This window comes from Kitasatospora sp. NBC_01539 (assembly GCF_045040525.1).
Lineage (GTDB): Bacteria > Actinomycetota > Actinomycetes > Streptomycetales > Streptomycetaceae > Kitasatospora.
Window position 1 is genome coordinate 8603265 of sequence record NZ_CP109390.1, and the last position, 25227, is coordinate 8628491.

18 protein-coding genes are annotated in these 25227 nt (G+C 74.4%); 14 read left to right on the forward strand and 4 right to left on the reverse strand.

Annotated features, from left to right (window positions below):
• The first annotated feature begins 40 nt into the window (after nt 1–40).
• The 5 genes from OG335_RS37265 (at nt 41) to OG335_RS37285 (ending at nt 9453) form a co-directional block, all read left to right on the forward strand.
• On the forward strand, nt 41–673 hold the full coding sequence (locus tag OG335_RS37265; protein ID WP_405009444.1) for a hypothetical protein: 633 nt from the start codon (nt 41–43) through the stop codon (nt 671–673).
• A 139-nt stretch (nt 674–812) separates the two neighbouring features.
• Nucleotides 813–2321 carry an MFS transporter gene (locus tag OG335_RS37270; protein WP_405009443.1) on the forward strand — a complete coding sequence of 503 codons (1509 nt, stop codon included), beginning with the start codon at nt 813–815 and terminating at the stop codon, nt 2319–2321.
• Between the two features lie 450 nt (nt 2322–2771).
• The gene (locus tag OG335_RS37275) at nt 2772–4187 is read left to right on the forward strand and encodes a sulfatase (protein WP_405009442.1); all 1416 of its coding nucleotides are present in this window, start codon (nt 2772–2774) and stop codon (nt 4185–4187) included.
• A gap of 161 nt (nt 4188–4348) precedes the next feature.
• Nucleotides 4349–5401 carry a formylglycine-generating enzyme family protein gene (locus OG335_RS37280; protein WP_405009441.1) on the forward strand — a complete coding sequence of 351 codons (1053 nt, stop codon included), beginning with the start codon at nt 4349–4351 and terminating at the stop codon, nt 5399–5401.
• 671 nt (nt 5402–6072) lie between these two features.
• Nucleotides 6073–9453 carry a glycoside hydrolase family 3 C-terminal domain-containing protein gene (locus tag OG335_RS37285; RefSeq protein ID WP_405009440.1) on the forward strand — a complete coding sequence of 1127 codons (3381 nt, stop codon included), beginning with the start codon at nt 6073–6075 and terminating at the stop codon, nt 9451–9453.
• Nucleotides 9454–9797: 344 nt separating this feature from the next.
• Here the strand turns inward: OG335_RS37285 and OG335_RS37290 are convergent, their stop codons facing one another.
• Together OG335_RS37290 and OG335_RS37295 are read right to left on the reverse strand one after the other, a co-directional pair.
• Nucleotides 9798–10193, reverse strand: coding sequence for a transglycosylase family protein (locus OG335_RS37290; RefSeq protein ID WP_405009439.1), 396 nt, complete (start codon nt 10191–10193; stop codon nt 9798–9800).
• 405 nt (nt 10194–10598) lie between these two features.
• The gene (locus OG335_RS37295) at nt 10599–11741 is read right to left on the reverse strand and encodes an MFS transporter (RefSeq protein WP_405009438.1); all 1143 of its coding nucleotides are present in this window, start codon (nt 11739–11741) and stop codon (nt 10599–10601) included.
• 238 nt (nt 11742–11979) lie between these two features.
• On the opposite strand from OG335_RS37295, the gene OG335_RS37300 reads away from it, so the two are divergent.
• Nucleotides 11980–12882, forward strand: coding sequence for a helix-turn-helix domain-containing protein (locus OG335_RS37300; protein ID WP_405009437.1), 903 nt, complete (start codon nt 11980–11982; stop codon nt 12880–12882).
• On the opposite strand, the gene OG335_RS37305 is transcribed toward OG335_RS37300, so the two are convergent.
• Entirely contained in the window at nt 12842–13138 is a 297-nt protein-coding gene (locus tag OG335_RS37305; protein ID WP_405009436.1) for a hypothetical protein, read from the reverse strand. The two genes, OG335_RS37300 and OG335_RS37305, sit on opposite strands and share 41 nt — an antisense overlap.
• 783 nt (nt 13139–13921) lie before the next feature.
• Between OG335_RS37305 and OG335_RS37310 the strand changes: the two genes are divergently transcribed.
• A complete protein-coding gene (locus OG335_RS37310) occupies nt 13922–16672 on the forward strand; it encodes a beta-L-arabinofuranosidase domain-containing protein (protein WP_405009435.1) in 2751 nt (916 codons plus the stop codon).
• Nucleotides 16673–16778: 106 nt separating this feature from the next.
• Here OG335_RS37310 and OG335_RS37315 read toward each other — a convergent pair whose 3' ends face one another.
• Entirely contained in the window at nt 16779–17321 is a 543-nt protein-coding gene (locus OG335_RS37315) for a cupin domain-containing protein (RefSeq protein ID WP_405009434.1), read from the reverse strand.
• A 233-nt stretch (nt 17322–17554) separates the two neighbouring features.
• Between OG335_RS37315 and OG335_RS37320 the strand changes: the two genes are divergently transcribed.
• From OG335_RS37320 to OG335_RS37350, 7 genes are all read left to right on the forward strand, one after another.
• Nucleotides 17555–17995: an RrF2 family transcriptional regulator gene (locus OG335_RS37320; protein ID WP_405009433.1), complete on the forward strand. Its 441-nt coding sequence runs from the start codon at nt 17555–17557 to the stop codon at nt 17993–17995.
• A 68-nt stretch (nt 17996–18063) separates the two neighbouring features.
• On the forward strand, nt 18064–18993 hold the full coding sequence (locus OG335_RS37325; protein WP_405009432.1) for a DsbA family protein: 930 nt from the start codon (nt 18064–18066) through the stop codon (nt 18991–18993).
• A 631-nt stretch (nt 18994–19624) separates the two neighbouring features.
• A complete protein-coding gene (locus OG335_RS37330; RefSeq protein WP_405009431.1) occupies nt 19625–21175 on the forward strand; it encodes an ABC transporter substrate-binding protein in 1551 nt (516 codons plus the stop codon).
• On the forward strand, nt 21172–22215 hold the full coding sequence (locus OG335_RS37335) for an ABC transporter permease (RefSeq protein ID WP_405009430.1): 1044 nt from the start codon (nt 21172–21174) through the stop codon (nt 22213–22215). The genes OG335_RS37330 and OG335_RS37335 overlap by 4 nt, the downstream gene beginning before the upstream one ends.
• Nucleotides 22212–23147, forward strand: coding sequence for an ABC transporter permease (locus OG335_RS37340; protein WP_405009429.1), 936 nt, complete (start codon nt 22212–22214; stop codon nt 23145–23147). The genes OG335_RS37335 and OG335_RS37340 overlap by 4 nt, the downstream gene beginning before the upstream one ends.
• Nucleotides 23134–24165, forward strand: a complete 1032-nt coding sequence (locus OG335_RS37345; RefSeq protein WP_405009428.1) for an ABC transporter ATP-binding protein — start codon at nt 23134–23136, stop codon at nt 24163–24165. Before OG335_RS37340 ends, OG335_RS37345 begins: the two co-directional genes overlap by 14 nt.
• The gene (locus OG335_RS37350; protein ID WP_405009427.1) at nt 24162–25181 is read left to right on the forward strand and encodes an ABC transporter ATP-binding protein; all 1020 of its coding nucleotides are present in this window, start codon (nt 24162–24164) and stop codon (nt 25179–25181) included. Before OG335_RS37345 ends, OG335_RS37350 begins: the two co-directional genes overlap by 4 nt.
• Nucleotides 25182–25227 lie beyond the last annotated feature (46 nt).

Genomic DNA, 25227 nt, shown 5'->3' on the forward strand with positions numbered 1-25227 from the left:
CGCGCGGCAGGAGGGCTGTGGGCCGGGCTAGCCTGGCCGGATGGCGATCCACGGCTTCGCGACCACCGAGTTCCAGCTGGTGCTGCTGCGGCGGATGGCCGACTTCCGGCCCGAGCTGGTCGAGCAGGCGGTCGAGCGGCTCGGATCCTCCCGTGCCGCGATGCGGGAGGCGAACAAGCGGTGGCAGGCGATGCTCCGCTCGCCCCGCTTCCCGCACGGCGCGCGCCGCTTCGCCGCGGTGCTCGGCCCGCCGCCCGTCGTCCTGCCGCGCCGCATCGGTGACCTCGACTGCACGGCGCAGCAGTGGCCGTTGCCGCTCTGGCCGGACCTGCGCTTCGAGATCCTGCTCGGCCCGCAGGGCGGCGTCCCCCACGGCGGTGGCCCGCACAGCGGTGGCCCGGCCGGCGGCCCCGTCTGGAACGAGTGGCTGGTGCGCGCCGAGGATGTGCCGCCCCCCGCCGCCACGACGGTCGCCGACCTCGCCCCGTGGAGCCGCGTCGTCGGCGACGTCGCCCTGGCGTTCCCGCCCGCCGTGCTCCGGGAGGGCAGTGCGCCGACCCGGCGGCACCTCGACTTCACCGCGCCCGACTCGGCCGGCACTCCGCGGCCCTGGACGGCCGACTTCACCTGGGGCCTGCTGCAGGAGGTCCGCCCTGGCGGGCCTCCCGACTGACCCTCAGCCCGCGCCGTTCGCGCCGTTCGCGCCGCCCGCATCCGTCGCCGCGCGGGCGGTGTGCCCGCCGGTCCGCCGGGCAGACGCCGTGCAGCGCCGGGCCGACCCCGCCCGGCCCGACCCGGCTCGGGAGGCAGCCATGCAGGGGATCGCAGCGGGCGCACGGTCCGGCGGTGCCGCGAAGGACTACGGGCCACCCGTCCGAACGGACGTACCGGCCAGACTCGACCGGTTGCCGTGGTCGCGGTGGCACTGGCGGATCGTGATCGGTCTCGGCACCGTCTGGATCCTCGACGGCCTGGAAGTGACCATCGTCGGCAACATCGCCGGCCGCCTCGCGGAGCCCGGCAGCGGCATCGCCATCAGCACCGCCCAGGTCACCACCACCGCCGCCGCCCTCTACGTCGCCGGCGCCTGCGTCGGCGCGCTCTTCTTCGGACGGCTGACCGACCGGCTGGGCCGGAAGAAGCTCTTCATGATCACCCTGGCCGTCTACCTCGCCGCCACCGCGGTCACGGCCTTCTCGTGGACGGCGTGGTTCTTCTTCATCTGCCGCTTCCTCACCGGGTTCGGCATCGGCGGCGAGTACGCGGCCATCAACTCCGCGATCGACGAGCTCATCCCGGCCCGGGTCCGCGGCCGGATCGACCTGATCATCAACGGCAGCTTCTGGATCGGCGCAGCGGTCGGGGCCTTCGCCTCCATCGCCCTGCTCGACACGGCGCTCTTCGCCACCGACGTCGGCTGGCGGCTCGCCTTCGGCATCGGCGTCGTCCTCGGCCTGGTCATCCTGCTCGTCCGCCGCCACGTGCCGGAGAGCCCTCGCTGGCTGCTCACCCACGGCCGGGCCGCCGAGGCGGACCGCCTGGTGGCGGAGGCCGAACGGACCGTGGAACGCGAGGCCGGGAAGACCCTGGACAAGCCCGGGGAGAGCATCGTGATCCAGCCGCGCGGTGCGATCTCCTTCCTCGCGATCGCCCGCACGGTCACCCGCGACTACCCGCGCCGGACCGTCCTCGGACTCGCGCTCTTCGTCGGCCAGGCGTTCCTCTACAACGCGGTGACCTTCGGCTACGCGGTCATCCTCACGACGTTCTTCGACGTGCCCGAGGGGCACACCGGCTACTACTTCGCGGTCATCGCGATCGGCAACTTCCTCGGCCCGCTCCTGCTCGGTCACCTCTTCGACTCGGTGGGCCGCAAACCGATGATCGCGGGGACGTACATCGGCTCCGGTGTGCTGCTCTTCGGGACGGCCTACCTCTTCCAGCAGGGCTCCCTCGACGCGGTGAGCATGACGGCGTGCTGGACGGCCGTGCTCTTCCTCGCCTCGGCCGGTGCCAGCGCCGCGTACCTGACGGTGAGCGAGATCTTCCCGCTGGAGACCCGCGCGCTGTGCATCGCGTTCTTCTACGCCGTCGGCACGGCGCTCGGCGGCATCACGGGCCCGCTGCTCTTCAACGGGCTCGTCGGCAGCGGGGTGCCGGGCGACACCACGCTCGCGTTCTGCATCGGCGCCTCGCTGATGGCTCTCGCCGGCCTGGTGGAGGCCTTCATCGGGGTGCGGGCCGAACGCCGCAGCCTGGAATCGCTCGCCCGCCCGCTGTCGGCCGTGTCCCAGGAGGAACGGACCGGCACCCCGGCCTGACCGCGTACGGCCCGAGTGCGGCCCCGCGTACGGCCGAGTGCGGCCCGCGTACGGCGCCTCGGCCTCGGCGCACCCCCGCTCCGCCCGCTTGGCATGTACCGGCGGGCGGAGCGGTACGTCCGCTGACGGTGCGTCGGCGACCTTTGCGTGACGTCCCGCAACGGCACTGTGAAATCCGCATGGTGAACGCCCTGCCCGCATTGCGGGCCCTCTCCCGCGCCACCTACCTTCGCTTCCGGGGCTGCGGGAGATCGTTCCCGAAGCACCCAGCGCAGGCCGGGCGGTGCCCGGCCACCGTACCCACCCGTGCACCGCCGTCCGGCGGACGCACGGCCGCGTGCGGCAGCGCCGGACCGACCCGGGGGCGTGCACGCGCGCCGCCCGGCGGCCCCGGCGCGGTCCGCACGCGGCCGACCCGCGCCGCCCACCCGTTCACGAAGGGACCGCCTCATGAGCCGGAACGACCGGAACCGCGTCGGACGCCGGGGATTCCTCGCCGGAGCCGCCGCCGTCGCAGCCGCGGGCGCCGCACCCGCCCTCGGCACCCTGGCCGCCGCCACGCCCGCTGCCGCCGCACCCGCCGCAGGCCGCCCCAACATCCTGGTCATCCTCACCGACGACCAGCCCAAGCAGACCGAGTGGGCCACCCCGAAGACCGTCGGCTGGCTCGCCGACCACGGCGTACGCTTCAGCGGCGGCCACGTCGCCACCCCCCTCTGCGCCCCGTCCCGCTCCTCGATCTTCTCCGGCCGCCAGGCCCACAACCACGGCGTGCTCGACAACTCCTCGCCCTACAACCTCGACCAGCACACCACCGTGCAGCGCTACCTCAAGCAGGCCGGCTACCGTACCGGCCTCTTCGGCAAGTACCTGAACGCCTGGCACGCCGCCGACAACCCGCCGCACTTCGAGGAGTGGCTGCTGGAGAGCCCCGTCGTCTACAACGACGGCACCTGGAACGACAACGGCACGCTGCGCACCATCCCCGGCTACAGCACCACGGTCATCAAGAACCGCGCCCTCGCCTTCCTCGACAAGGCCGCCACCGACACCCGCCCGTGGTTCGCCTTCGTCGCCCCCAAGGCCTCGCACGAGCCCAACACGCCCGAGGCGAAGTACGCCGACACGGCCGTGCTGGCCTGGAACGGCCGCCCCGGCGTCACCGAGCCCGACCGCAGCGACAAGCCCGGCTTCATCCAGGAGGCCACCGGTACCCTCGCCGACGGCCAGGCGCTGCGCCGCCGTCAGCTCCGCACCCTGCTCTCCGTGGACGACGCGGTGCAGGCCTTCCACGACAAGCTCGCCGCACTCGGCCAGCTGGACAACACCCTGGTCATCTACCTCGGCGACAACGGCTACACCTGGGCCGACCACGGCTGGCTGAAGAAGTCGGTGCCCTACCGGCCGTCCATCGAGGTGCCGTTCTACGTCTCGTGGCCCGCCGGAGGCCTCGGTGCGGGCACCGTCGACGACCGGATCGTGGCCAACATCGACATCGCCCCGACCATCCTCGACGCGGCCGGCATCACGCCGGACACCCCGCACGACGGCCACTCCCTCCTCACCTCGTACCGGCGCGACCACCTGCTGGTCGAGTGGTGGAAGCACGGCACGGCCGCGGGCGGCCCGAACACGTGGTCCTCGTACGTGAGCGACAGCAAGCAGTACACCGAGTACTACAAGATCCACACGGACGCCGCGGGCAAGCCCGTCGGCACCGGCGAGGTGGTCTTCCGCGAGTACTACGACCTCGTCGCGGACCCGCACCAGCTGACCAACCTGCTCTACCAGGCCACGCCGCAGGACGAACAGCGGCTCGGCATACCCGCGCTGGCGTCCGCACTGGCCGCTGACCGGTCGGCCTGATCCGCCCGGGCGCCGGCCGCCCGGGACCGAAACGCCCCGGCCCCACCCGGGGTTCGCCGCAGGCCGCCCGGAGCACCCCACGCTCCGGGCGGCCCGGCCGGGCTCCCTCCCACGGCCGCTAGGCTCGACCACGCCCGCCCGACGACCCCCTGGAAGCACCGATGCGCGCCTGCTGCACCCCCGGAAACCCGCCGTCCGACGAGGACCCGGCGGGCCCCGTCCTGCTCGCGCTCGCCGCCCCCGCGGCCCGGACTCCCGCGGCCGGGGCCCCCGCGGACGCGCACCCCGCAGGCGTGCACCCCACGGACGTGCACCCCGCCGCGCCCGAGCGGCCCTCGCCGGCGGCGCTGCGGGCCGCCCGGGGTCTGGTCGACCTGCCCGGCGGGCGCTTCCTGATGGGCACCGACGATCCGGTGGGCTTCCCCGCGGACGGCGAGGGGCCGGTCCGCCCGGTGGAGATCGGGGCCTTCAGGATCGCCCCGGCCGCGGTCACCAACGCCGAGTTCGCGTCGTTCGTCAAGGACACCGGGTACGTCACCGACGCCGAGCGGTTCGGCTTCTCGTTCGTCTTCGCCGGGTTCCTGCCCGACGCGCTGCGGGCCGCGTCCCGTACGGTCGCCGGCACCCCGTGGTGGCACGCGGTGGAGGGTGCCGACTGGCGGCACCCCGAAGGCCCCGGCTCCGGCTTCGCCGCCCGGCAGAACCACCCGGTGGTGCACGTCTCCTGGAACGACGCCCGGGCCTACTGCGCGTGGTCGGGCACCCGGCTCCCCACGGAGGCCGAGTGGGAGTACGCCGCGCGTGGCGGCCTGGAGCAGCGCCGCTACCCGTGGGGCGACGAACTCGCGCCGGACGGAAGGGAGATGCTCAACATCTGGCAGGGCGTCTTCCCGACGTCGAACACCGGGCGGCACCGCGGCACGGCACCCGTCCGCTCGTACCGGCCGAACGGCTTCGGCCTCTACAACACGGTCGGCAACGTGTGGGAGTGGTGCGCCGACCGCTTCAGCGCCGACTTCCACCGCACGGGACCGCGCGTCGACCCGGTCGGGCCGCCCACCGGTACCGCCCACGTGATGCGCGGGGGCTCGCACATGTGCCACGACTCGTACTGCAACCGCTACCGGGTGGCGGCCCGCAGCTCCAACACGCCGGACAGCTCGACCGGGAACACCGGCTTCCGCGTCGCCGCGGCCGCACCCGTGCAGGCGTGAGCACCCGGGGGAGCGCCCGGGGGTGAGGGCTGACGACCGGGAGGGCGAGTGAGCGCTCTCCCGAGGTGTCGCCTTCCTGTGACCGTGCGGCGCCTCCGGCCTTGAGTCGGGGCCGAGCCGGGATTCGGCGCTGCGGAGTGACGTTCCGGCAGGTCCGGGCGGGTTTTCGAGCCGTGCGCGAGCTCCTGTGCTGCGATGGTCGACGCCGCCGGTGCGGTGCGATGTCTTGACAGGTCCCCGGAGTCCCAGCAGACTCCGGGAGAGCGCTCTCTGAGGCTGCGCGGTGCCCACCCACCCCACCGCACGCACCGGCGGCCTCTCCTCGCGCGACGGCACCCCCACCCGCCCGTACGGGCACGCGCACGTACGAGCACGCCGTCCCCACCGCCGAACCCCCCACCGAACCGCCGAGCCCCCACCAGAACCGCCGAACCCCCCACCGAACCGCCGAGCCCCCACCAGAACCGCCGAACCCCCACCCGCAGCGCCGGACCCCCACCACGGGCACCGGCCCCGCACCCACCCCCCGCGCGGCGACCCCAACGGTCCGCCGCCCCTCCGGGGCCGCCTCCCCACCCGGGGCGGCCCCGGACCGGTGCCCGGCGGCGGTCACCCCCCACTCGGCCGCGTGCCGTGCAGGCCCGCGGCCTCTCTTGTCGTCAGGAGTCCCCGTGCGTCGTCCGAAACCGCGATCCGCCCTGGCCGGGTCCGTCGCCGCGCTGCTGGTGGCCGGGGCGCTCGCCGTCCTCGGCGCCCCCGCGCAGGCCGCAGACCAGCCCTGGACCAACGCGGCCCAGACCCCCGAGCAGCGTGCCGACGAACTGCTCGCCGCGATGACCCAGGCCGAGAAGCTCACCATGCTGCACGGTGGCCCGTCCTGCGGCTACGCGGGCTGCGTGCCCGCCAACACCCGGCTGGGCATTCCCGCGCTGCACTTCCAGGACGGCCCGGTCGGTGCGGGCGACGGCCTGACCGGCGTGACCCAGCTGGCCGCGCCCGTGGCCGGGGCGGCGAGTTGGGACCCGGACCTGATGCGGCAGTACGGCCAGGTGCTCGGCTCCGAGCAGTGGGGCAAGGGCACCAACGTCGTGCTCGCCCCGACCGTCAACATCGTCCGTGACCCGCGCTGGGGCCGGGCCTTCGAGTCGTTCGGTGAAGACCCCTACCTCGCGGGCCAGTTGGCCGCGGCGGACATCACGGGCATCCAGAGCCAGGGCCCGATGGCGCAGGTGAAGCACTTCGCGGTCTACAATCAGGAGACCAATCGCAACTCGATCGCCGACAACGCGGTCGTCTCCGACCGGGCCGAGCACGAGGTCTACCTCCCGGCGTTCGAGACCGCCGTGCGGCAGGGCGGCGCGGACTCCGCGATGTGCTCGTACTCCGCCGTCAACGGCGCCTTCGCCTGCGAGAACGGACCGCTCCAGAACGGCATCCTCAAGGGTGAGTTCGGCTTCAAGGGCTTCATCACCGCCGACTGGGGCGCCACCCACTCCACCGTGGCCTCCGCCAACAACGGCCTCGACGTGGAGATGCCGGGCAGCGACTACTACGGCACCGCGCTGACGAACGCCGTCGCCGCCGGGCAGGTCACGCAGGCGACGGTCGACGACCACACCCGGCGGGTGCTCGTGTCGATGTTCCGCCGCGGCCTCTTCGACCGCACCCAGAACGGCAACCGGGACGCCGTCGTCACCTCCGCCGCCAACGCGGCCGTCTCCCGGAAGGTCGCCCAGGACGGCAGCGTCCTGCTGAAGAACAGCGCGTCCGTGCTGCCGGTGGCCCCGTCGGTCCGCTCGATCGCGGTGATCGGCGACAGCGCGGGTGCCGGGGCCATGACCCAGGGCGGCGGCAGTGCCGCGGTCAACGCCCCGTACGTCGTGACGCCCTACCAGGGCATCAAGGACCGGGCGGGATCGTCCGCCACCGTCACGTTCGCGCAGGGGGTGCCGTCGGCCGACGGCTCGCTGCCGCCCGTGCCGACGTCCGTCCTGAAGCCGTCCTCGGGCACCGGTACGGGCCTGTACGGCGAGTACCACAACAGCACCGACCTCTCCGGCGCCGTGGTGACGAGCCGGGTGGACTCCGCCGTCGACACCGTCTGGGGCGGCCGTTCGCCCGCGCCGGGCGTCAACACCACCAACTGGTCGGTGAAGTGGACGGGCACCCTGACGCCCCCCACCAGCGGCAGCTACCAGTTCTCGCTGAACAGCGACGACGGCTCCCGGCTGATCGTCAACGGCCAGCAGGTCATCAACAACTGGTACAACCAGGGCCCGACGACCCGCACCGGCAGCATCACGCTGACCGCCGGGCAGCCGGTGAGCATCGAGGTCGACTACTACCAGGCGGGCGGCGGCAGCAGTGCGGCCCTCGGCTGGCAGGTGCCGGGCCAGACGCCGCACGACCAGGCCGTGGCCACCGCCCGCACCTCCGACGTCGCCGTGGTCTTCGTCAGCGACTTCCAGTCCGAGGGCTCCGACCTGCGCGACATCGACCTCTCCGCCGCGCAGAACCAGCTCGTCGCCGATGTCGCCGCGGTCAACCCGCGGACGGTGGTGGTCGTCAACAGCGGCTCCGCGGTGACCATGCCGTGGGCCGACGCGGTGCAGGGCATCGTGGAGAACTGGTACCCCGGCCAGGAGGACGGCACGGCGATCGCCTCCCTGCTCTACGGCGACACCAACTTCTCCGGCAAACTGCCGGTGACCTTCCCGAAGTCGCTCGCCGACGTGCCGGCCGCGACGGCCGCCCAGTGGCCCGGCCAGAACGGCAGCGTGCAGTACACGGAGGGCATCAACGTCGGCTACCGCTGGTACGACGCGAAGAACAAGGCGCCGCTCTTCCCGTTCGGCTACGGCCTCTCGTACACCACCTTCGGCTACTCCGGCCTGACCGTCTCCGCGCCGGACGCCTCCGGCAGCGTCGCGGTGGGCTTCGACGTCACCAACACCGGCACCCGTGCCGGCTCCGAGGTCGCCCAGGTGTACGTGGGCCAGCCGGCCGCGAGCGGTGAGCCGCCGAAGAACCTGCGCGGCTTCCAGAAGGTCGCCCTCGACCCGGGACAGACCAAGCACGTGACCCTCACCCTGGACGCCCGCAGCTTCCAGTACTGGTCCGGCTCGTGGACGACCGCCGCCGGCACCCACACCGTCTCCGTCGGCTCCTCCTCCCGTGACCTCCGCCTGACCGGCCAGACCACCGTCACCACCGGCGGCGGCACCGGCGGCGGGCTCACCCTGCTGCCGCGGACGGGGTGGTCGGCGTCGGCGTCCTCGACCGGGGGCGGTGACGTGGCGGCGAACATGCTGGACGGTGTCGCGGGGACGCGCTGGTCGTCGGGTGCGCCGATGGTGTCGGGGCAGAGCATCACGGTGGACACCGGTGCGGTGCGGTCGTTGGCGCGGATCTCGATGGACTCGGGTGGCAGTGCGAACGACTACGCGCGGGGCTACCAGGTGTTCCTGTCCTCGGACGGGGTGTCGTGGGGGTCGGCGGTGGCGTCCGGCAGTGGTGCGGGGGCGCTGGTGACGGTCGACTTCCCGGCGCAGAGCGCCCGGTACGTGAAGGTCGTGCAGACCGGCACGGCCACCTCGTGGTGGTCGGTCACCGAGTTCAACGCGTACACCACCGGCGGCGGCACCGGCGGTTCGCCGACCGTCCTGCCGCGGACGGGGTGGTCGGCGTCGGCGTCCTCGACCGGGGGCGGTGACGTGGCGGCGAACATGCTGGACGGTGTCGCGGGGACGCGCTGGTCGTCGGGTGCGCCGATGGTGTCGGGGCAGAGCATCACGGTGGACACCGGTGCGGTGCGGTCGTTGGCGCGGATCTCGATGGACTCGGGTGGCAGTGCGAACGACTACGCGCGGGGCTACCAGGTGTTCCTGTCCTCGGACGGGGTGTCGTGGGGGTCGGCGGTGGCGTCCGGCAGTGGTGCGGGGGCGCTGGTGACGGTCGACTTCCCGGCGCAGAGCGCCCGGTACGTGAAGGTCGTGCAGACCGGCACGGCCACCTCCTGGTGGTCGGTCACCGAGTTCAACGCCTACGCCTGACGCCGCTGCCGGGCCGGGGCCGCCACCTGTACGCCGGTGGCGGCCCCGGCCCGTTCCGGCTCGGTCCCGCGCGCGGTGCGCGGATCGCTCGCCTGCTCGCCTACTCGTCCCGATCGACAGCCCGCAGGCCTTCACCCTGCGGGAGCCGTTCCCGCCGCCGGCGGTCGTCGTCCGTCCGTGATCCCGGAAAACGGCGAGCCCCCTGCCTCGCCGGGTCGCGGCGGTGCAGGGGGCGTCGGCGGCCGTGCTCCCGGGGTAGGGGTGCGGGCCGTTCGGGTGGCGCGGGCTACGCGCGGGGTCGGCCGGGTCCCGGCCGGGTGTTCAGCGGGTTCGGGTGCCAGGGCTCAGCGGGTGAGGCCGGCCTTGACGGAGCAGACCGGCCAGGCACCGGGGCCCTGCGCGGCCAGGACCTTCTCGGCGACGGCGATCTGCTGGGCCTTGCTGGCCTGGTGCGCGTTCGCGGCGTAGGCGTGGCCGCCGAAGGCGCCCCAGGTCTGCGAGGTGAACTGCAGACCGCCGTAGAAGCCGTTGCCCGAGTTGACCGCCCAGTTGCCGGTCGCCTCGCACTGCGCGACCTTGTCCCAGGTGGAGACCGGCGCGGCGGAGGCGGTGTTCGCCGTGACGAGCCCGGCCACCGGCAGGACGGCCAGCGCGCCGCCCATGACCGCCATCCGCACCCGGCGCTTGCCCGGGGTGGCGGTGGTGGTGCCGGCGGTGGTGGTCTCGCGACGGAAGATCATACGGTTCCTCTCGGTGTCCCGGGCGGTTCCGGGCGGGCCACGACCGTACGGCCGGACCCTGCGTCGACAGGCCCAGCGATGGGCCTTGCGTTCCTCGGTGCTGCGGAACCCGCTCCTTCGGCCCGGGGGCCGCGGTGGCTCGCTGCACTGGTTTCGAAGCTACGAGGCCGAACCGGACAAATCCAGCATTTCGGTTTCACCGCAGGCCAGAGCACCGTTACCACCGGTACGACACCCCACCCGCCCCCACCGTTGAGCCACCCACCACCCACCACCACCCCCCGATGTGGCCCCCGTCACCGAAAAACCCCCGTGACCCCGCCCACACCATCGACAGACCGTCACCACCACCCCACCCCCCGCCCACCACCCACCCCCGCACCACCACCCCCGACATGGCCCCCGTCACACCGGCGACGACGGACCCGCCTCCTGCCCCGGTTCCACCAGGAACGCACCCAGCGCCAGCCCGGCCACCGGCACCCCGCAGAGCACCGCGAGCACGCCCTGCGGCCCGTGCGCGTCCGCCACCAGGCCCAGCAGCGGTGCCACCAGCCCGCCGGCGCTCACGGCCAGGCCCAGCGTGACGCCGGCCGCCGTTCCCGGCCGGGTGGGCAGGTAGTCCTGCCCGAGCTTCACCAGCACCGCGAACGGCAGGTTCAGGGCGGCGCCGGTCAGCACCGCGAAGAGCAGCGGCACCAGTCGGCCCGGTGCCAGGCACAGCCCCGCGAGCGCGGGCACCGCCAGTGCCGTGCCCAGCTGCACCGTGCGCACCATGCCGATCCGGTCGGCGAGCCGCCCGCCGCCGAGCGTCCCGGCGACACCGCCGCCGAGGAAGCACGCCAGCGCGGTGCCCGCCAGGGCGTGCGAGGCGTGCAGGTCGCGCAGCCAGTACAGCTCGACGAAGGTGCTGACACCGAAGAAGACCACCGACCGCACCACCTCCACCGCCGTGAGCACCAGGAACGGCGGCCACCGGTCGGCGCCGTTCCGCACCTGTGCCGCCCGCGCCGCGGCGAGGGCGCGCTGCCGGTGGCGGCCGCGCAGCAGCACGTACGCCATCAGGAGGGCGGGCGGCATGAAGAGGAGGGTCGACCGCACGCCCCAGGCCGCCAGGGCGGGGGTGGCGAGCACCGGCGCCAGGAAGAAGCCGACACTGCCGCCCGCCGCGAAGACGCTCATCGCGGCGGTACTGTCCCCGGCGGCCTCCCGGGCGGCCTTGCCCGCGGACGGATGGAACATCGCCACGCCCAGCCCGGAGAGCAGCACCAGCGCCCACACGGCGGCGTACGAGTGCGCCAGGCCCGACAGGCCCAGCCCGATGCCGGCGAGGGCGAGTCCGGCCGCGGGCAGCCGGCCGAGCCGCATCCGGTCGACGGCCATCCCGATCGCGGGCTGCGGCACCGAGCTGCCCAGCGTGGCGGCCAGGGTGAGCCCGCCTGCGGCGACGTAGCCGTAACCGCGGTCGAGCACGAAGTACGGCACGACCGCGGGCACCAGCCCCTGGTAGAGGTCGTCGACGGCGTGCGCCAGGCCCCACAGCCGCATCCGCCGCCACACCCCCTGCCGGGTGTCCTGCCCGGCCGCCGTGGCTGCCGTCGCTTCCGTTGCCGCTGGTGGCGCTGGTGGCGTCGCGCCCGTGCCGTGCCCTTCGCGACGGTGCCGCTGTGGTTGCTGGTGCCGTGTGCCGGCCATGCGCCGTGCCCCCTGCCGTCCATGGTGTCCGCTGACGGCGACCAGCCTGGCGTCCGCGACCGGGTGCGGGCTTTCGGTATTCTGACATCTTGTGTCGACAACCCGCCGTGATCCGCAGGGCCCCAGCAGGGTGCCGCTGGCCGACCGCGAACGCATCGACTGGCACTTCCACAGCGTCAACCAGCTGATCTGCCCCGCCCGCGGCGTGCTCCAGGTCTCCACCGCGCGCGGCTCGTGGGCGGTGCCGGGCCACCGCGCGGTGTGGATCCCGGCCGGTGTGCCGCACGCGCACCGGGCGCACGGGCCCAGCGAGCTGCGCTGCCTGACCTTCGCCGCCGACGTCAACCCGCTCGCCCTCGACGCCCCCACCGTGCTGGCCGTGAGTCCGCTGCTGCGCGAGGTGATCGGCGTGCTCAGCGGGCCGCACGCGCCGACCGGCGGCCGCCGCGAGCGCCTGGAACTGGTCGCGCTCGACGAACTCGCCGAGGCGCCCTCCTTCGACCGGCGGCTGCCCACCCCGCAGGACCCCCGGCTGCGCGACGTCGCCGCCCTGCTCGGCGCCGACCCGGGTGATCCGCGGACGCTGGCCGAGCTGGGCACGGCCGTCGGGGCGTCCGAGCGCACGCTCAGCCGCCTCTTCCGGCGGGAGACCGGCATGAGCTTCCCGCAGTGGCGGGCCCAGCTGCGGCTGCAGCACGCGCTGACCCTGCTCGCGACCGGCCGCACGGTCACCGCGACGGCAGCGGCCTGCGGCTACGCCACGCCCAGCAGCTTCATCGAGGCGTTCCGGCTCGCCTTCGGCACGACGCCGGGCCGCCACGGACGGGCGGACGCCCCGGGCGGCCCGGACGGCCCCGTCGTGGAGCCCTCGGACTTCCCAGTCACCCCGGTCCTCCCGGTCACCCCGACCCTCCCCGCCGTCCCGAGCCGGGCGGAGTCGCCGGCGGAGCCCGTCACTCCGACCGCACCGGCCAGCGCGTACCCGGCGTCTTGACCACCCGGTCGCCGACGCCGAGCGCCTGGTACGTCCGGCCGTCCACCGCCACGGCGAGCTCCCGGCCCCCGTCGGTGCGGATCCGCACCATGCAGCGGGTCGTCGTGCCGTAGGTGCCGGACGACGTGCTGACCCACCGGTCGGTCACCTCCCCGGTGTACGCGTCGTCGACCTCGTTCGCCCGCTGTACGGCGATCAGCGCCAGGATCAGGGCGAGCGGGCCGAGGGACAGGAGCAGCAGAACGGTGTTCGACATGTGCGACCCCCCGCGTCGGCGACGGCACGGACCGCCTACGGCAGCGTACCGGCCTTCCGGACGGTCGCCCAGAAGGCCGGTACGGCAGGGGAGTTCGGGCCGCGCCGGGCGAGGGGCGGGAGCAGCCCGGGTGCGCCGGGCGGGGGGCAGCCCCGCCCGGCGCGGTACGGGGCGTCGTCAGGGCGCCAGGGGGCCGCGGTCGGCCGGGTGGTGTCGGCGGCCCGGTCGGCGGAGGCGTCCGAGGGCCGAAGGCGAGGGCCGCTCCGAGGATGCCGGAGAGCAGTCGCCCGGAGTGCGCCATGGTGCCTCGATCCGGGGTCGACGGGTGGGTGGGGGAGGCGCTGGAAGGCGGCGTCTGTACCAGAGTTGAGTGTTAGCGCTCACAAATGACATGTCAATATGCGTGCGCGGCCGTGTTTCCGGGTCGCGCCGGAAGCCCTGGTCGCGCCAAGGCGCCCGAAAGAAGCGCGGCTTGGGAGTGTCCGCGGATCGGGCGGGGGTGGCCTCGATCGGCAGTCCCCGTCCCGTTGCGGGCGGGTGGGCGCTGGGCCCGCCTCGCCTGCCGGTCTCCTGCTCAAGCGGGTCGGGGTGGACCGCGACTCTGCCGGATGTCTTGACACTCAATCTGTGAGCGCTAACAATCCAGAGCGCCGATGACCCCGGCGCCGCTCCGAGCGGCGCGCCGCGCGGGCACCGGCTCCACCATCCCCGGACCGCGATCGCGCACCCGCCCCGACACCCGCGCGTCGCCAGGTTCCCCCGTCGAAGGGATGTCCCGGCACCATGTCCGAGATCAACCGCAGGCTCTTCCTCGCCGCCGCCGGGGGGACCGCCCTGGCCGGCGCCACCCCGTTCACGGCCGCCGCCGCAACACCTGCCGCAGCACCAGCCGTTGCACCCGCCGCAGCACCCGACGCCGCGGCTGCGGCTGCGGCCGCCGTCACCGTCCTACCGCAGGTCCGCACCGACATCGGCGCCGTCGTCCGGCCGTTCGAGCTGGGCCAGGTCCAACTGGGCGCCGGACGCTGGCGCGACAACATGAACCGCACCCTCGCCTACCTGCGCTTCGTCAACGCCGACCGGCTGCTCTACAACTTCCGCCTCAACCACCGGCTCTCCACCCTGGGGGCGGAGCAGTGCTACGGCTGGGAGGCCCCCACCTTCGAGTTCCGCACGCACAGCCAGGGCCACTTCCTCAGCGGGCTCGCACAGGCGTACGCCGTCACCGGGGAGACCGCCTTCCGTGACAAGGCCGCCTACATGGTGGCCGAGCTGGCGAAGTGTCAGGCCGCGGCGGCCGGGTTCAACTCCGGCTACCTGTCGGGCTTTCCGGAGTCCGACTTCGACACCGTGGAGACCGGCACCCGCAAGGGCGTGCCGTACTACTGCATCCACAAGACGCTGGCCGGCCTGCTCGACGTGTGGCGGCTGACCGGCAGCACCCAGGCCCGCGACGTGCTGCTCCGGCTGGCCGGATGGGTCGACTTCCGCACCGGCCGGCTGACCTACGCGCAGATGCAGACCACCATGCGCACCGAGTTCGGCGGCATGAACGCCGTGCTCACGGACCTGTACCAGTACACCGGCGACGCCCGGTGGCTCGCCGTCGCACAGCGCTTCGACCACGCCGCGGTGATCGACCCGCTGGCCGCCCGCGCCGACGAACTCTCCGGCCTGCACGCCAACACCCAGATCCCGAAGATCGTCGGCGCCGTCCGCGAGTACAAGGCCACCGGCACCACCCGCTACCGCGACATCGCCGTCAACTTCTGGGACATCGTCACCGGCGCCCACACGTACGCCTTCGGCGGCAACAGCGTCGGCGAGTTCTTCCAGCCGCCGAACGCCGTCGCCCGGTTCCTGACCGACAACACGTGCGAGAGCTGCAACACGTACAACATGCTCAAGCTCACCCGCGAGCTCTTCGCCCTCGACCCCGGCCGGGTGGCGTACGCCGACTACTACGAGAACGCGCTGACGAACCAGCTGCTCGGCCAGCAGGACCCGGCCGACGCGCACGGCCACGTCTGCTACTTCACCCCCACCGTGCCGGGCGGGCAGCGGTTCTACAGCCGCGACTACGACACCTTCACCTGCTGCCAGGGCACCGGTCTGGAGACCCAGACCAAGCTGATGGACTCGATCTACTTCTCCGACGACTCCTCGCTCCACGTCAACCTCTTCATCGCCTCCACGCTCACCTGGGCGGCCCGCGGCGTCACCGTCACCCAGGCCACGACGTTCCCCGCGTCGGACACCAGCACGCTCACCGTCACCGGCACCGCCGGCAGCTGGACGATGCGGATCCGCATCCCCGGCTGGACCACCGGCGCCACCGTCAGCGTCAACGGCACCGTGCAGAACATCGCCACCACACCCGGCAGTTACGCCGCCGTCACGCGCACCTGGGCCTCCGGCGACACCGTCACCGTGCGGCTGCCGATGAGCCTGGGCGTGCGCGCGGCCAACGACGACCCGTACGTGCAGGCCCTCACCTACGGGCCCGTGGTGCTGAGTGGTGCGTACGGCACGACCAACCTCGCGGGACGGCTGCCGGTGCTCACCTCGGGCTCGGTCAAGGCGGCCGGCACGCCGCTGACGTTCACCGCGACGGCCGACGGCGCGACCGTGAACCTCGTGCCGTTCTACGACAACCACCACCAGAACTACAGCGTCTACTGGAACGCCGACGGCCGCGCCGGCACGTCGGGCTTCCGACTCGTCAACGCCACCAGCGGCCTGGTGCTCGGCATCAAGGACATGTCGACCGCCGACGGCGGCCAGGCCCTGCAGTGGAACGACAGCGGCACCGCCGACCACGACTGGCAGCTCGTCGTCTCCGGCACCGCCCTCAAGCTGCGCAACGGCAACAGCGGCAAGGTGCTCGGCATCAGGGACATGTCCACCGCCGACGACGCCGACGCCCTCCAGTGGGGCGACACCGGCACCGCCGACCACCTGTGGACCCCGGTCGACGGGGGCGGCGGACGGCACCGCCTCCGCAACGGCGGCAGCGGCAAGGTGCTGGCCGTGCTCGGTGCCTCGACGGCGGCCGGCGCCAAGGTGGTGCAGGACACCGACGACGGCACCGCCGGACACGACTGGTGGTTCGTGCCGAACGGGCAGCGGCGCATCCAGAACCTCAACAGCGGACTGCTGCTGGGCGTTTCCGGCATGTCGACGGCGGCCGGCGGCCTCGCCGTGCAGTGGGGCGACAACGGCACCGCCGACCACCTCTGGGAGGCGGTGCGCGACGCCGACGGCGCGTTCAGGCTGCGCAACCTCAACAGCGCCAAGGTGCTCGGGGTCGAAGGGGCGTCGACCGCCGCCGGGGCCCGCGTGCTGCAGTGGGACGACAACGGCACCCGCGACCACCTGTGGCGGCTGCGCTACGGCGCCGACGGGTACTTCCGGATCGAGAACCTCAACAGCGGCAAGGTGCTCGGCGTCACCGGCGCGTCCACCGCGCAGGGCGCCCAGATCGTGCAGTGGGACGACAACGGCACCCGCGACCACCTCTGGCGCTTCGTCTGACCGTGCCGCCGACCTGCGGACCTGCGAACCTGCAGACCCGTGGACCTGCGGGGCTGCGGACCTGCGGGTTCGCGGGTCCGCAGGCCCAGGGACGGGCGGGGGCGGGTCAGCCTGCCGCGGGCGGGTACAGGCCGGGCAGGTTGACCACGATCGCCTCCTGCGTGCTGCGGGCGATCACCACCACGGCCTCCTCGGCGGGGTCGGGGTTCTCCTCGCGGTGCGGCACGAAGGGCGGCACGAAGATGTAGTCGCCCGGGCCGGTGCGCAGCCGCACCTCGACCGGTTCGCCGGAGGAGTCGTCGACGAAGACGAACTCCGGGTGCCCGCTGACCACGTGGATCGCCGTCTCGGAATCGCCGTGGTGGTGGTCGGAGGAGGCGGTGGAGGGGGCGACGTGGGTCTGGCCCATCCAGAGCTTCTCCGAGCCGACCGTGCCGCCGCTGATCGCGGCGAACCGGCGCATGCCGCCGGTCTGTGCGGTGTCGCCGTCCAGTGCGTCCGCGCGGATGTGGTGCAGCCGGGCGCGCAGCCCGCCGGACGCCGCGGCGCCCTCGCCGGGCAGGTGCGGGTGGAAGCCGGTGCCGGCCTCGGTGCAGGCCGCGCCCGCCGGGCCGGCGGCCGGTGCGGGGTGGCTGGAGGCTGTGGACATGGCGGTCTCCCGGTGCGGGGGCGAGGCTGGCGGAGGGCGTACGGGCGCGCGCTGCAGGGCGCCCCGGGGCCGTGGGCGTGCCGCGGCCGCCGGTCGGGCGCGGCGGCCGACGTACGGTGGACGCTAGGCGGGCGACCGAAAGGATGTCAAGAGGTGTCCTTTCGGCCGGCGTGCCAACCCGCCACGCCGGGAAGGGGCTTGAAGACGGCGCCGCGCAGTGGATACTCGTGCACATGCATATTTCCGCGAAGGCGGACTACGCCGCCCGCGCGCTGGTGGAACTCGCCTGCGACGCAGCGCGTCCGCTCACGTGCGAGGCCATCGCCTCCTCCCAGGGCATTCCGTTCCGGTTCCTGAAGTCCGTCGTCGGCGACCTGCGCCGGGCCGGGCTGGTGCGCAGCCAGCGCGGCTGCGAGGGTGGCTACTGGCTCGGGCGTGCCGCCGACCAGATCACCCTGCTCGACGTGGTGCAGGCCGTGGACGGCGAGGTCATCACCCTCAGGGGCGAGCCGCTCGGCGGCCTCGACTACCCGGGCCCCGCCGACGCGCTGCCCGCCGTCTGGCGCACCGTCGAGGAGCACGCCCGGGCGATTCTCGCCGACACCACGGTCGCCGGACTGGTGCACGCCACCGGCCCGGCCGCCGGCCGCCCCCGGGTGGGGGAGCCGGTGTGAGCGGGCCGCACGAGGGGACCGCCGGGCCCGCCGCGCCGCCTGGGCCCGCCGCGCCTCCGGCTCCCGCCGTGCCTGCCGGCCCTGCCGCGGCCGGCGAGGCCCTGGAAGTCGTCGAGTACACCGACCCGCTCTGTCCGTGGGCGTGGGGCTCCGAACCCGTGCTGCGCCGGCTGCGCCGCGCGCTGGCGGGCCGCGCCCGGCACCGCCGCGTCTTCGGCCTCCTCTTCGAGGACGAGGACGACCCGGCTCCCGATCCCGCCGCCGAGACGGCCTGGTACGCCGCCCGGCTCGACGGCATCGCCACCCACACCGGCGCCCCGCGCGCCGCGGAGCTGCGCTGGGTGGCGGCGAGCAGCGTGCCGTCCTCGCTCGCCGCGGCCGCCGCCGAACTCCAGGGGGAGCAGGTCGCGGAACGGGTGCTGCGTCGGCTGCGCGAGACGGTGTTCGTGCTCGGCGAGCCCGCCGACACGCCGGCCCGGGTGCGGGCCGCGCTGCGGGGCGTACCCGGGCTCGACCTCGACCGGCTGTGCGCCGACGCCGACGGCCCCGCCGCGCGTGCCCGGATCGCCCGGGACCGCGCCGAGACCCGCCGCCCGGTGCCCGAGGTCGTCGGGCTGCGGGCGGACGGCCCGCACCCGGGGGCGGCGAAGGAGACCGAGGACGGCCACCGGTACGCGCTGCCGACGCTGGTGTTCCACGGTCCCGCGGGCCGCCGGGCGGTGCCCGGTTGGCGACCGCTCCCGGCGTACCTGGCGGCGGCCGAGGCGGTGTGTCCGGGGCTGCGCGCCGCCGTGCCGGAGCCGTCCGTGCCGTCCGCCGGGGAACTCCTCGACCGGTACCGCAGCCTGACGGTGCAGGACCTGCCCGGGGGTGGCGGGGCCCGGCCGAGCGGTGCCGTCGAGGTGCCCACCGCCAACGGCCCGCTGTACCTGCACCCGGGGGAGGCAGCCGGCTCGCTGCTGCTCGCCGGCCGTGACCCGTCGCCGGTGCGGGGCTGACCGCCCGTGGGGAACGACCGTCCGTGGGGAACGACCGTCCGCACGTACGGTCCCGGCCTCCGTGCGGGACCGGCCGCGCGGCGCCGGTGCCCGGTGCGGCGCGGGTGCTCCGCGCGGTGCCGCGGCCCGCGGGGCGTCGCGTGTCCGTACGCCTCTGAGCAGCAAGGACCGTTCGCAGTCGGTGGATCGGGGCGGTGCGGGGCGGCCGTACCGCCCAATGAGACACCAATTGGTGTCCATTGACAGTCGGGCCCCGCACTGGCCAGGATGAGCGCATGCTCTCCACACACCCCAACGTGGTGTGCCGCTACGTGGACTTCCGGCGCACCAGCAGCGACCTCTGTCGCTGAGCGCCCTGCTCTCCCCGGCGGCCTCCTTGCCCGCCGCACCCGCCGACCCGCCTCGCCGCGCCTCTGAGCGCCGGGCCCCGTCGGCCGAAATTCCCGGCCCGGCCGTTCACCGCACCCTGCTCTGAGCAGGCCTGCGCCGGCCGCCGCCTCCCCAGACTCGGCCCAGAACCGTCGGTGCCCGCCGACGCCCGTGCCCAGACCCCTGCCCGTGGCCCCCGTGCCCCGGAGCGGAGGCCTGCCCCGGGCCTCCCCGGTGTGCCCGCGAAAGGTGACGCACGCTCATGAACCGACTTCCCGAGACCGCACCGAACCTCGCCAGACGCTCCTTCCTCGGCCTCGGCCTGGGCGCCGGGGCTGCGCTCGCGCTCGCCGCCTGCGGCAGCGCCGGCACGGTCGCCACCGGTGCCGGAGGCACCTCGGGAACGCTCAAGTGGGGCTGGGCGCTGCCCACTTCGTGGGACCCGGTGTTCTCCTCGGCCGGCTGGGACGTCCACGTGCTGTCGCTCGTCTACGCCGGTCTCACCAAGCTCGACGAGAAGGGCACCGCGGTGCCCGCCCTCGCCACCGGCTGGACGTACAGCCCCGACGGCACCTCGGTCACCTTCAAGCTCCGCGCCGGCCTCACCTTCAGCGACGGCACCCCGCTCGACGCCGCCGCCGTCAAGAAGAGCCTCGACCGCGGCCGCACCGCCGCCAAGTCGCTGGTCGCCCCGCAGCTCGTGCACGTGAAGGAGGTGTCCGCGCCGGACGCCACCACCGTCGTGCTCCAACTGACCCAGCCCGACTACCAGTTGCCCAACCTCCTGGCGGGCAAGACCGGACTCGTCGTCAACCCGAAGGCCTTCGAGGCCGACGCCGCCGGCATCGCCACCAAGCCCGCCGGCGCCGGACCCTTCACCCTCACCTCCTACACCCTCAACACCAAGGCCGTGCTGCGCCGCAACCCCGTCTACTGGGACGCCGCCGCCATCAAGGTCGAGAACTTCGAGGTGTACCCGCTGCCCGACGCGGCCACCGTCGTCGGCGGCCTGCAGTCCGGGCAGTTCGACGTCGCGCAGATCCCCGGCAGCCAGGTCGCCGCCGCCAAGGCCGCCGGCCTGGAGGTGCAGGTCATCCCGTCGCTGGTGGTCGCCGTGCTCGACGTCAACACCGCCAAGGCGCCGTTCGACAACCCCGACGTCGTCGCCGCGGTCAAGTACGCCATCGACCGCGAAGCCCTCGTCAAGACCCAGCTCTTCGGCTACGGCGAGGTCAACTACCAGCCCTTCCCGAAGGGTTACGTCGGACACGACCCCGGCTCGGAGGACCTCTTCGCGTACGACCCCGCCAAGGCCAAGGAGTTGCTCGCCCGCGCCGGCCACGCCGACGGGATCGACCTCACCATCACGACCTCCGCCGCGCAGGGCCTGCCCGAGCAGATCCAGGCCCAGCTCAAGGCCGTCGGCATCCGCGCCACCATCGAGGTCGTCCCGGCCGCGCAGGCCACCCAGATCATCTACATCCAGCACTCCAAGGCGCTGTTCACCGACCAGTTCGCCGGCCGCGACTCCGCCGCCCAGGCCTTCCAGGTGCTCTTCGGCGAGCAGGGCCTGATGAACCCCGGCCGCACCACCCCGCCCGACCTGAAGGCCGCCGTCGAGAAGGTCTCCCGCACCCCCCTCGACTCGCCCGACTACCCGAAGGTGCTGCAGGCCGCCACGGCCCTGGCCGTGCGCACCATGCCCAACGTCTTCCTCTACAGCGTGCCCCGGCTGCTCGCCCGCCGCCGCTCCATCTCGAAGATCCCCGAGTTCACCGTGGTGCAGCGCTTCGAAGGAGTGACCGCGTCATGAGCGCCGCGGTCGCCTCCCTCCCGGCCGCCCGGTGGACGGCGGCCGGGAGGCTCGCCCGGCGGGCCGCGCGGGCGCCCCGTTCGGCCGGCCGGGTGCTGGCCGGCACCGCCACCGTCTTCCTGCTCTCCTCCGTGCTCACCTTCGGCCTCGGCGCGGTCTCCGACGCCAATCCGGCGGCCGCCGTCCTCGGCGAGACCGCCACCCCCGCCGACATCGCCCGCCTCGACCACGAGTTCGGCCTCGACCGGTCGCTCGCCGCGCAGTACGGCAGCTGGCTGACGCACGCCCTCGGCGGCGACCTCGGCCGCTCCTGGTTCACCACCGTGCCGGTCTCCGACAGCATCGCCGCCGCGCTGCCCGTCGACCTCTCCATCGCCGGCCTGGCCCTGGTGTTCGCCGTACTGCTCGGCTCGGCGGCCGGCATCGCGGCCGCCCTCAGCAACGGCGGCCGCACCGACCGGGCGGTCACCGCCGTCTGCACCCTGCTCGGCACCCTGCCCGCCTTCGTCATCGCCATCGGCCTGATCACCCTGGTCTCCGTCCAGCTCGGCCTGCTGCCCTCCGGCGGGTACGTGCCGTTCGGCCAGGACCCGGGCCAGTGGCTGCAGTTCGCCCTGCTGCCGGCGCTGGCCCTCAGCCTGGACGCCGCAGCCGGCATCGCCCGGCAGCTGCGCACCTCGCTCGTCGGCGCCCTCCGCGAGAACTACGCCACCGGCGCCGTCATGCGCGGCCTCTCCCGGCGCCGCGTCCTCTTCGGCCACGTGCTGCGCAACGCGGCCGGACCGGCCGTCACCGTGCTCGGCATGAGCGTGCCGATGCTCATCGGCGGGGCCGTCGTCACGGAGCGGATCTTCAACCTGCCCGGCATCGCCCAACTCTCCCTGCGGGCGGCGGAACAGCACGACGTGCCGGTCATCCAGGGCACCCTGCTCGTCACCGTCGCCGTCGTGCTCGCCGCCAACCTCGCCGTCGACGCCGGCCTGTTCGCCCTCAACCCCGCCGCCCGCCGCCCTGCCGCCCGCACGGAGGTACGACCGTGAGTGCCACCCGCGCCGTCCTCCGGCAGCCCGTCGCCCGCGTCGCCCTCGCCGTGCTCGTCCTCATCGCCCTGCTCGCCGTCCTCGGCGGGGCGGTCGCCCCGTTCGACCCGCTCGCCCAGGACGTCGCGCACGTGCTGCAGGGCCCGGGCGGCGGCCACCTGCTCGGCACCGACTACCTCGGCCGCGACGTCCTCAGCCGACTGCTCTCCGGCACCGGCCTCTCCGTGCTCGCCGCGGTCGAGGCGGTCGGCGCGGCGATGCTCCTGGGCGTCGTGCCCGGCATCGTCTCCGTCCGCCTGGCACCCGCGCTCACCTGGGTGTCGCTGCGCGCCGTCGACGCCCTGATGACACTGCCGTTCACCCTGTTCGCGATCGCCGCCGTCGGCATTCTCGGCAACGGCCTGCACCAGGCGATGCTGGCCCTCGGAGTGCTCCTCGCCCCGCTGTTCTTCCGCGTCACCCGGGCCGCCTCACTCGGCCTCGACCGCGCCCAGTACGTGGAGGCCGCGGAGCTGATGGGCGCCACCCGGGCCCGCATCCTGCGCACCCACATCTGGCGCAAGGTGCTGCCGACCGTCGCCGTCACCACCGCCCACGCCCTCGCCACGGCGCTGCTCACCGTCGCCTCGCTGACCTTCCTCGGCATCGGCGTCCAGCCGCCCGCACCGACCTGGGGCGGCATGCTCGCCAGCGACCTGGGCTTCCTCGCCCAGCAGCCCTGGGCGCCCGCCCTGCCCGCCGCACTGATCATGCTCACCGTCGGCGCGCTCAACCTGCTCGCCGACGCCGTCCGCGACGCCGACCCGGCCGACGTCCGGCACCCCGGCACCGCGGCCACGGCCGACAACCCCGCAGCGATCACTCCCGGCGCCACCGCTCCCGGCAACAGCGCCACCGGAGCAGCGAAGGAGAAGGCCGATGCCCACGCCTGACCAGCCCGTGCTCGCCGTCGAGGGCCTCCACATCACCGTCGGCCACGGCCGCACCGAGGCCGTCCGCGACGTCTCCTTCGCCGTCCGCGCGGGCGAGGCCGTCGGCCTCGTCGGGGAGTCCGGCAGCGGCAAGACCCTGACCTGCCGTTCCGTGCTGGGCCTCCCGGCGCCCGGCACCGCGGTCTCGGCCGGCCGGATCACCCTCGGCGGCACCGAGCTCACCACGCTCGGCGAGCGCGGCTGGCAGCGCGTCCGCGGCGACCGGCTCGGCGCCGTCTTCCAGGACCCCGGCTCCTACCTCAACCCGTCGCTCACCGTCGGCCGGCAGCTCGCCGAGCCGCTGCGGCTGCGGCTCGGCCTCTCCCGGGCCGAGGCCCGCCGCCGTGCGGTCGCGCTGTTCGCCGCGGTCGGCCTGCACGACCCCGAGAGCGTCCACGACCGCTTCCCGCACGAGCTGTCCGGCGGCATGCTGCAGCGCGTCCTCATCGCGATCGCGGTCTCCGGCGAGCCCGAACTCCTCGTCGCCGACGAGGCCACCACCGCCCTCGACACCGTCGTCCAGGCCGAGGTCCTCGACCTCCTCGACCGGCTGCGCCGCGACCGGGGCCTCGCCCTGCTGCTCGTCACCCACGACCTCGCCGTCGTCGCCGAGGTGACCGACCGCCTCCTCGTCCTCTACGCCGGCGAGATCGTCGAGGACGGCCCCACCGCCGAGGTCATCGCCGCCCCGGCCCACCCCTACACCGAGGCGCTGCTGCGGGTCGCCTCGCTCGGCGACCGGCACCGGCGCGAGCTCGCGGTCATCCCCGGCCGCCCGCCCGAGCCCGGCACCGCGGGCGCCGGATGCCGCTTCGCCGACCGCTGCACGTACGCCACCGACGCGTGCACCGCGGCCCCGGTGCCGCTCACCGCCGTGCACAGTGCCGCCGACGGCACCCGCGCCGTGCGCTGCCTGCGCGCCGACGAACTCGCCCTGCAGGGAGCCCGATCCACCGACCGTACGGAGGTGCCCGCATGACCGTCACCACCGAGCTCCGCGCCGCAGCCCCCCTGGCCGTCGCGCCCGGCGCACCGCTGCTGCGGATCCGCGGCCTCGACGTCCGCCACCCCGGCGGGCCCCTCGTCCTCGACGGGATCGACCTCGACGCCCGGGCCGGCGAGATCCTCGGCGTGATCGGCGAGACCGGCTCCGGCAAGACCACCCTCGCCCGGGCCGTCGTGGGCCTCGCCCCCGTCACCGCGGGCCGCATCACCGTCGACGGCGAGGACCGCACCGCGCTGCGGGGCCGTGCCCTGCGCCTGACGCGGCGCGGCGGCGCCGTCCAGTACATGTTCCAGGACCCGCTGCGCTCCCTCGACCCCGACCTGACCGTGCGCCGACTCGTCGGCGAACCCCTCGCCGTCGCCCGGGTCGCGCGGGAGGAACGCGAACCCCGCGTGCTGGAGGCACTGGACCGGGTCGGCCTCGACCGGGCACTCGCCGACCGCACCCCCGGCCGGCTCTCCGGAGGCCAGCGCCAGCGCGTCGCCCTCGCTCGGGCCATCGTCACCCGCCCCCGGCTGCTCATCGCCGACGAACCCGTCAGCGCCCTGGACGCCTCCAACCGCAACCACGTGCTGCGGCTGCTCGACACCCTCCGCCGGGAGCTCGGCCTCGCCGTCGTCGTCATCTCCCACGACCTCGACTCGCTCGCGGGCATCGCCGACCGCATCGCCGTCCTCTACCGCGGCCGCCTCGTCGAGCACGGACCGGCGGAGGCCGTGCTGACCGACCCGCACCACCCGTACACCGCGCTGCTCACCGCCTCCGCGCCCAGCCTCGACCGGGCCCACCGTGCCGACCTCGCGCTGCTGCGCACCCCGGCGGCCCGGCCGCCGGCGGCCTCCGGCTGCGCCTTCGCGCACCGCTGCCCGTTCGCGGACGCCGCCTGCACCGGCCGTCCCGCCGTGCAGCCGGCCGGTGCCGACCGGGCCGTGGCCTGCGACCACGCACCGCACTGGCGGGCCCGCCTCTCCCGGCCCGCCGCCCGCTGACCCCGCAGGCCGGCCCGTCCGCGCCGCCGCCCCGAACCCCTCCCCG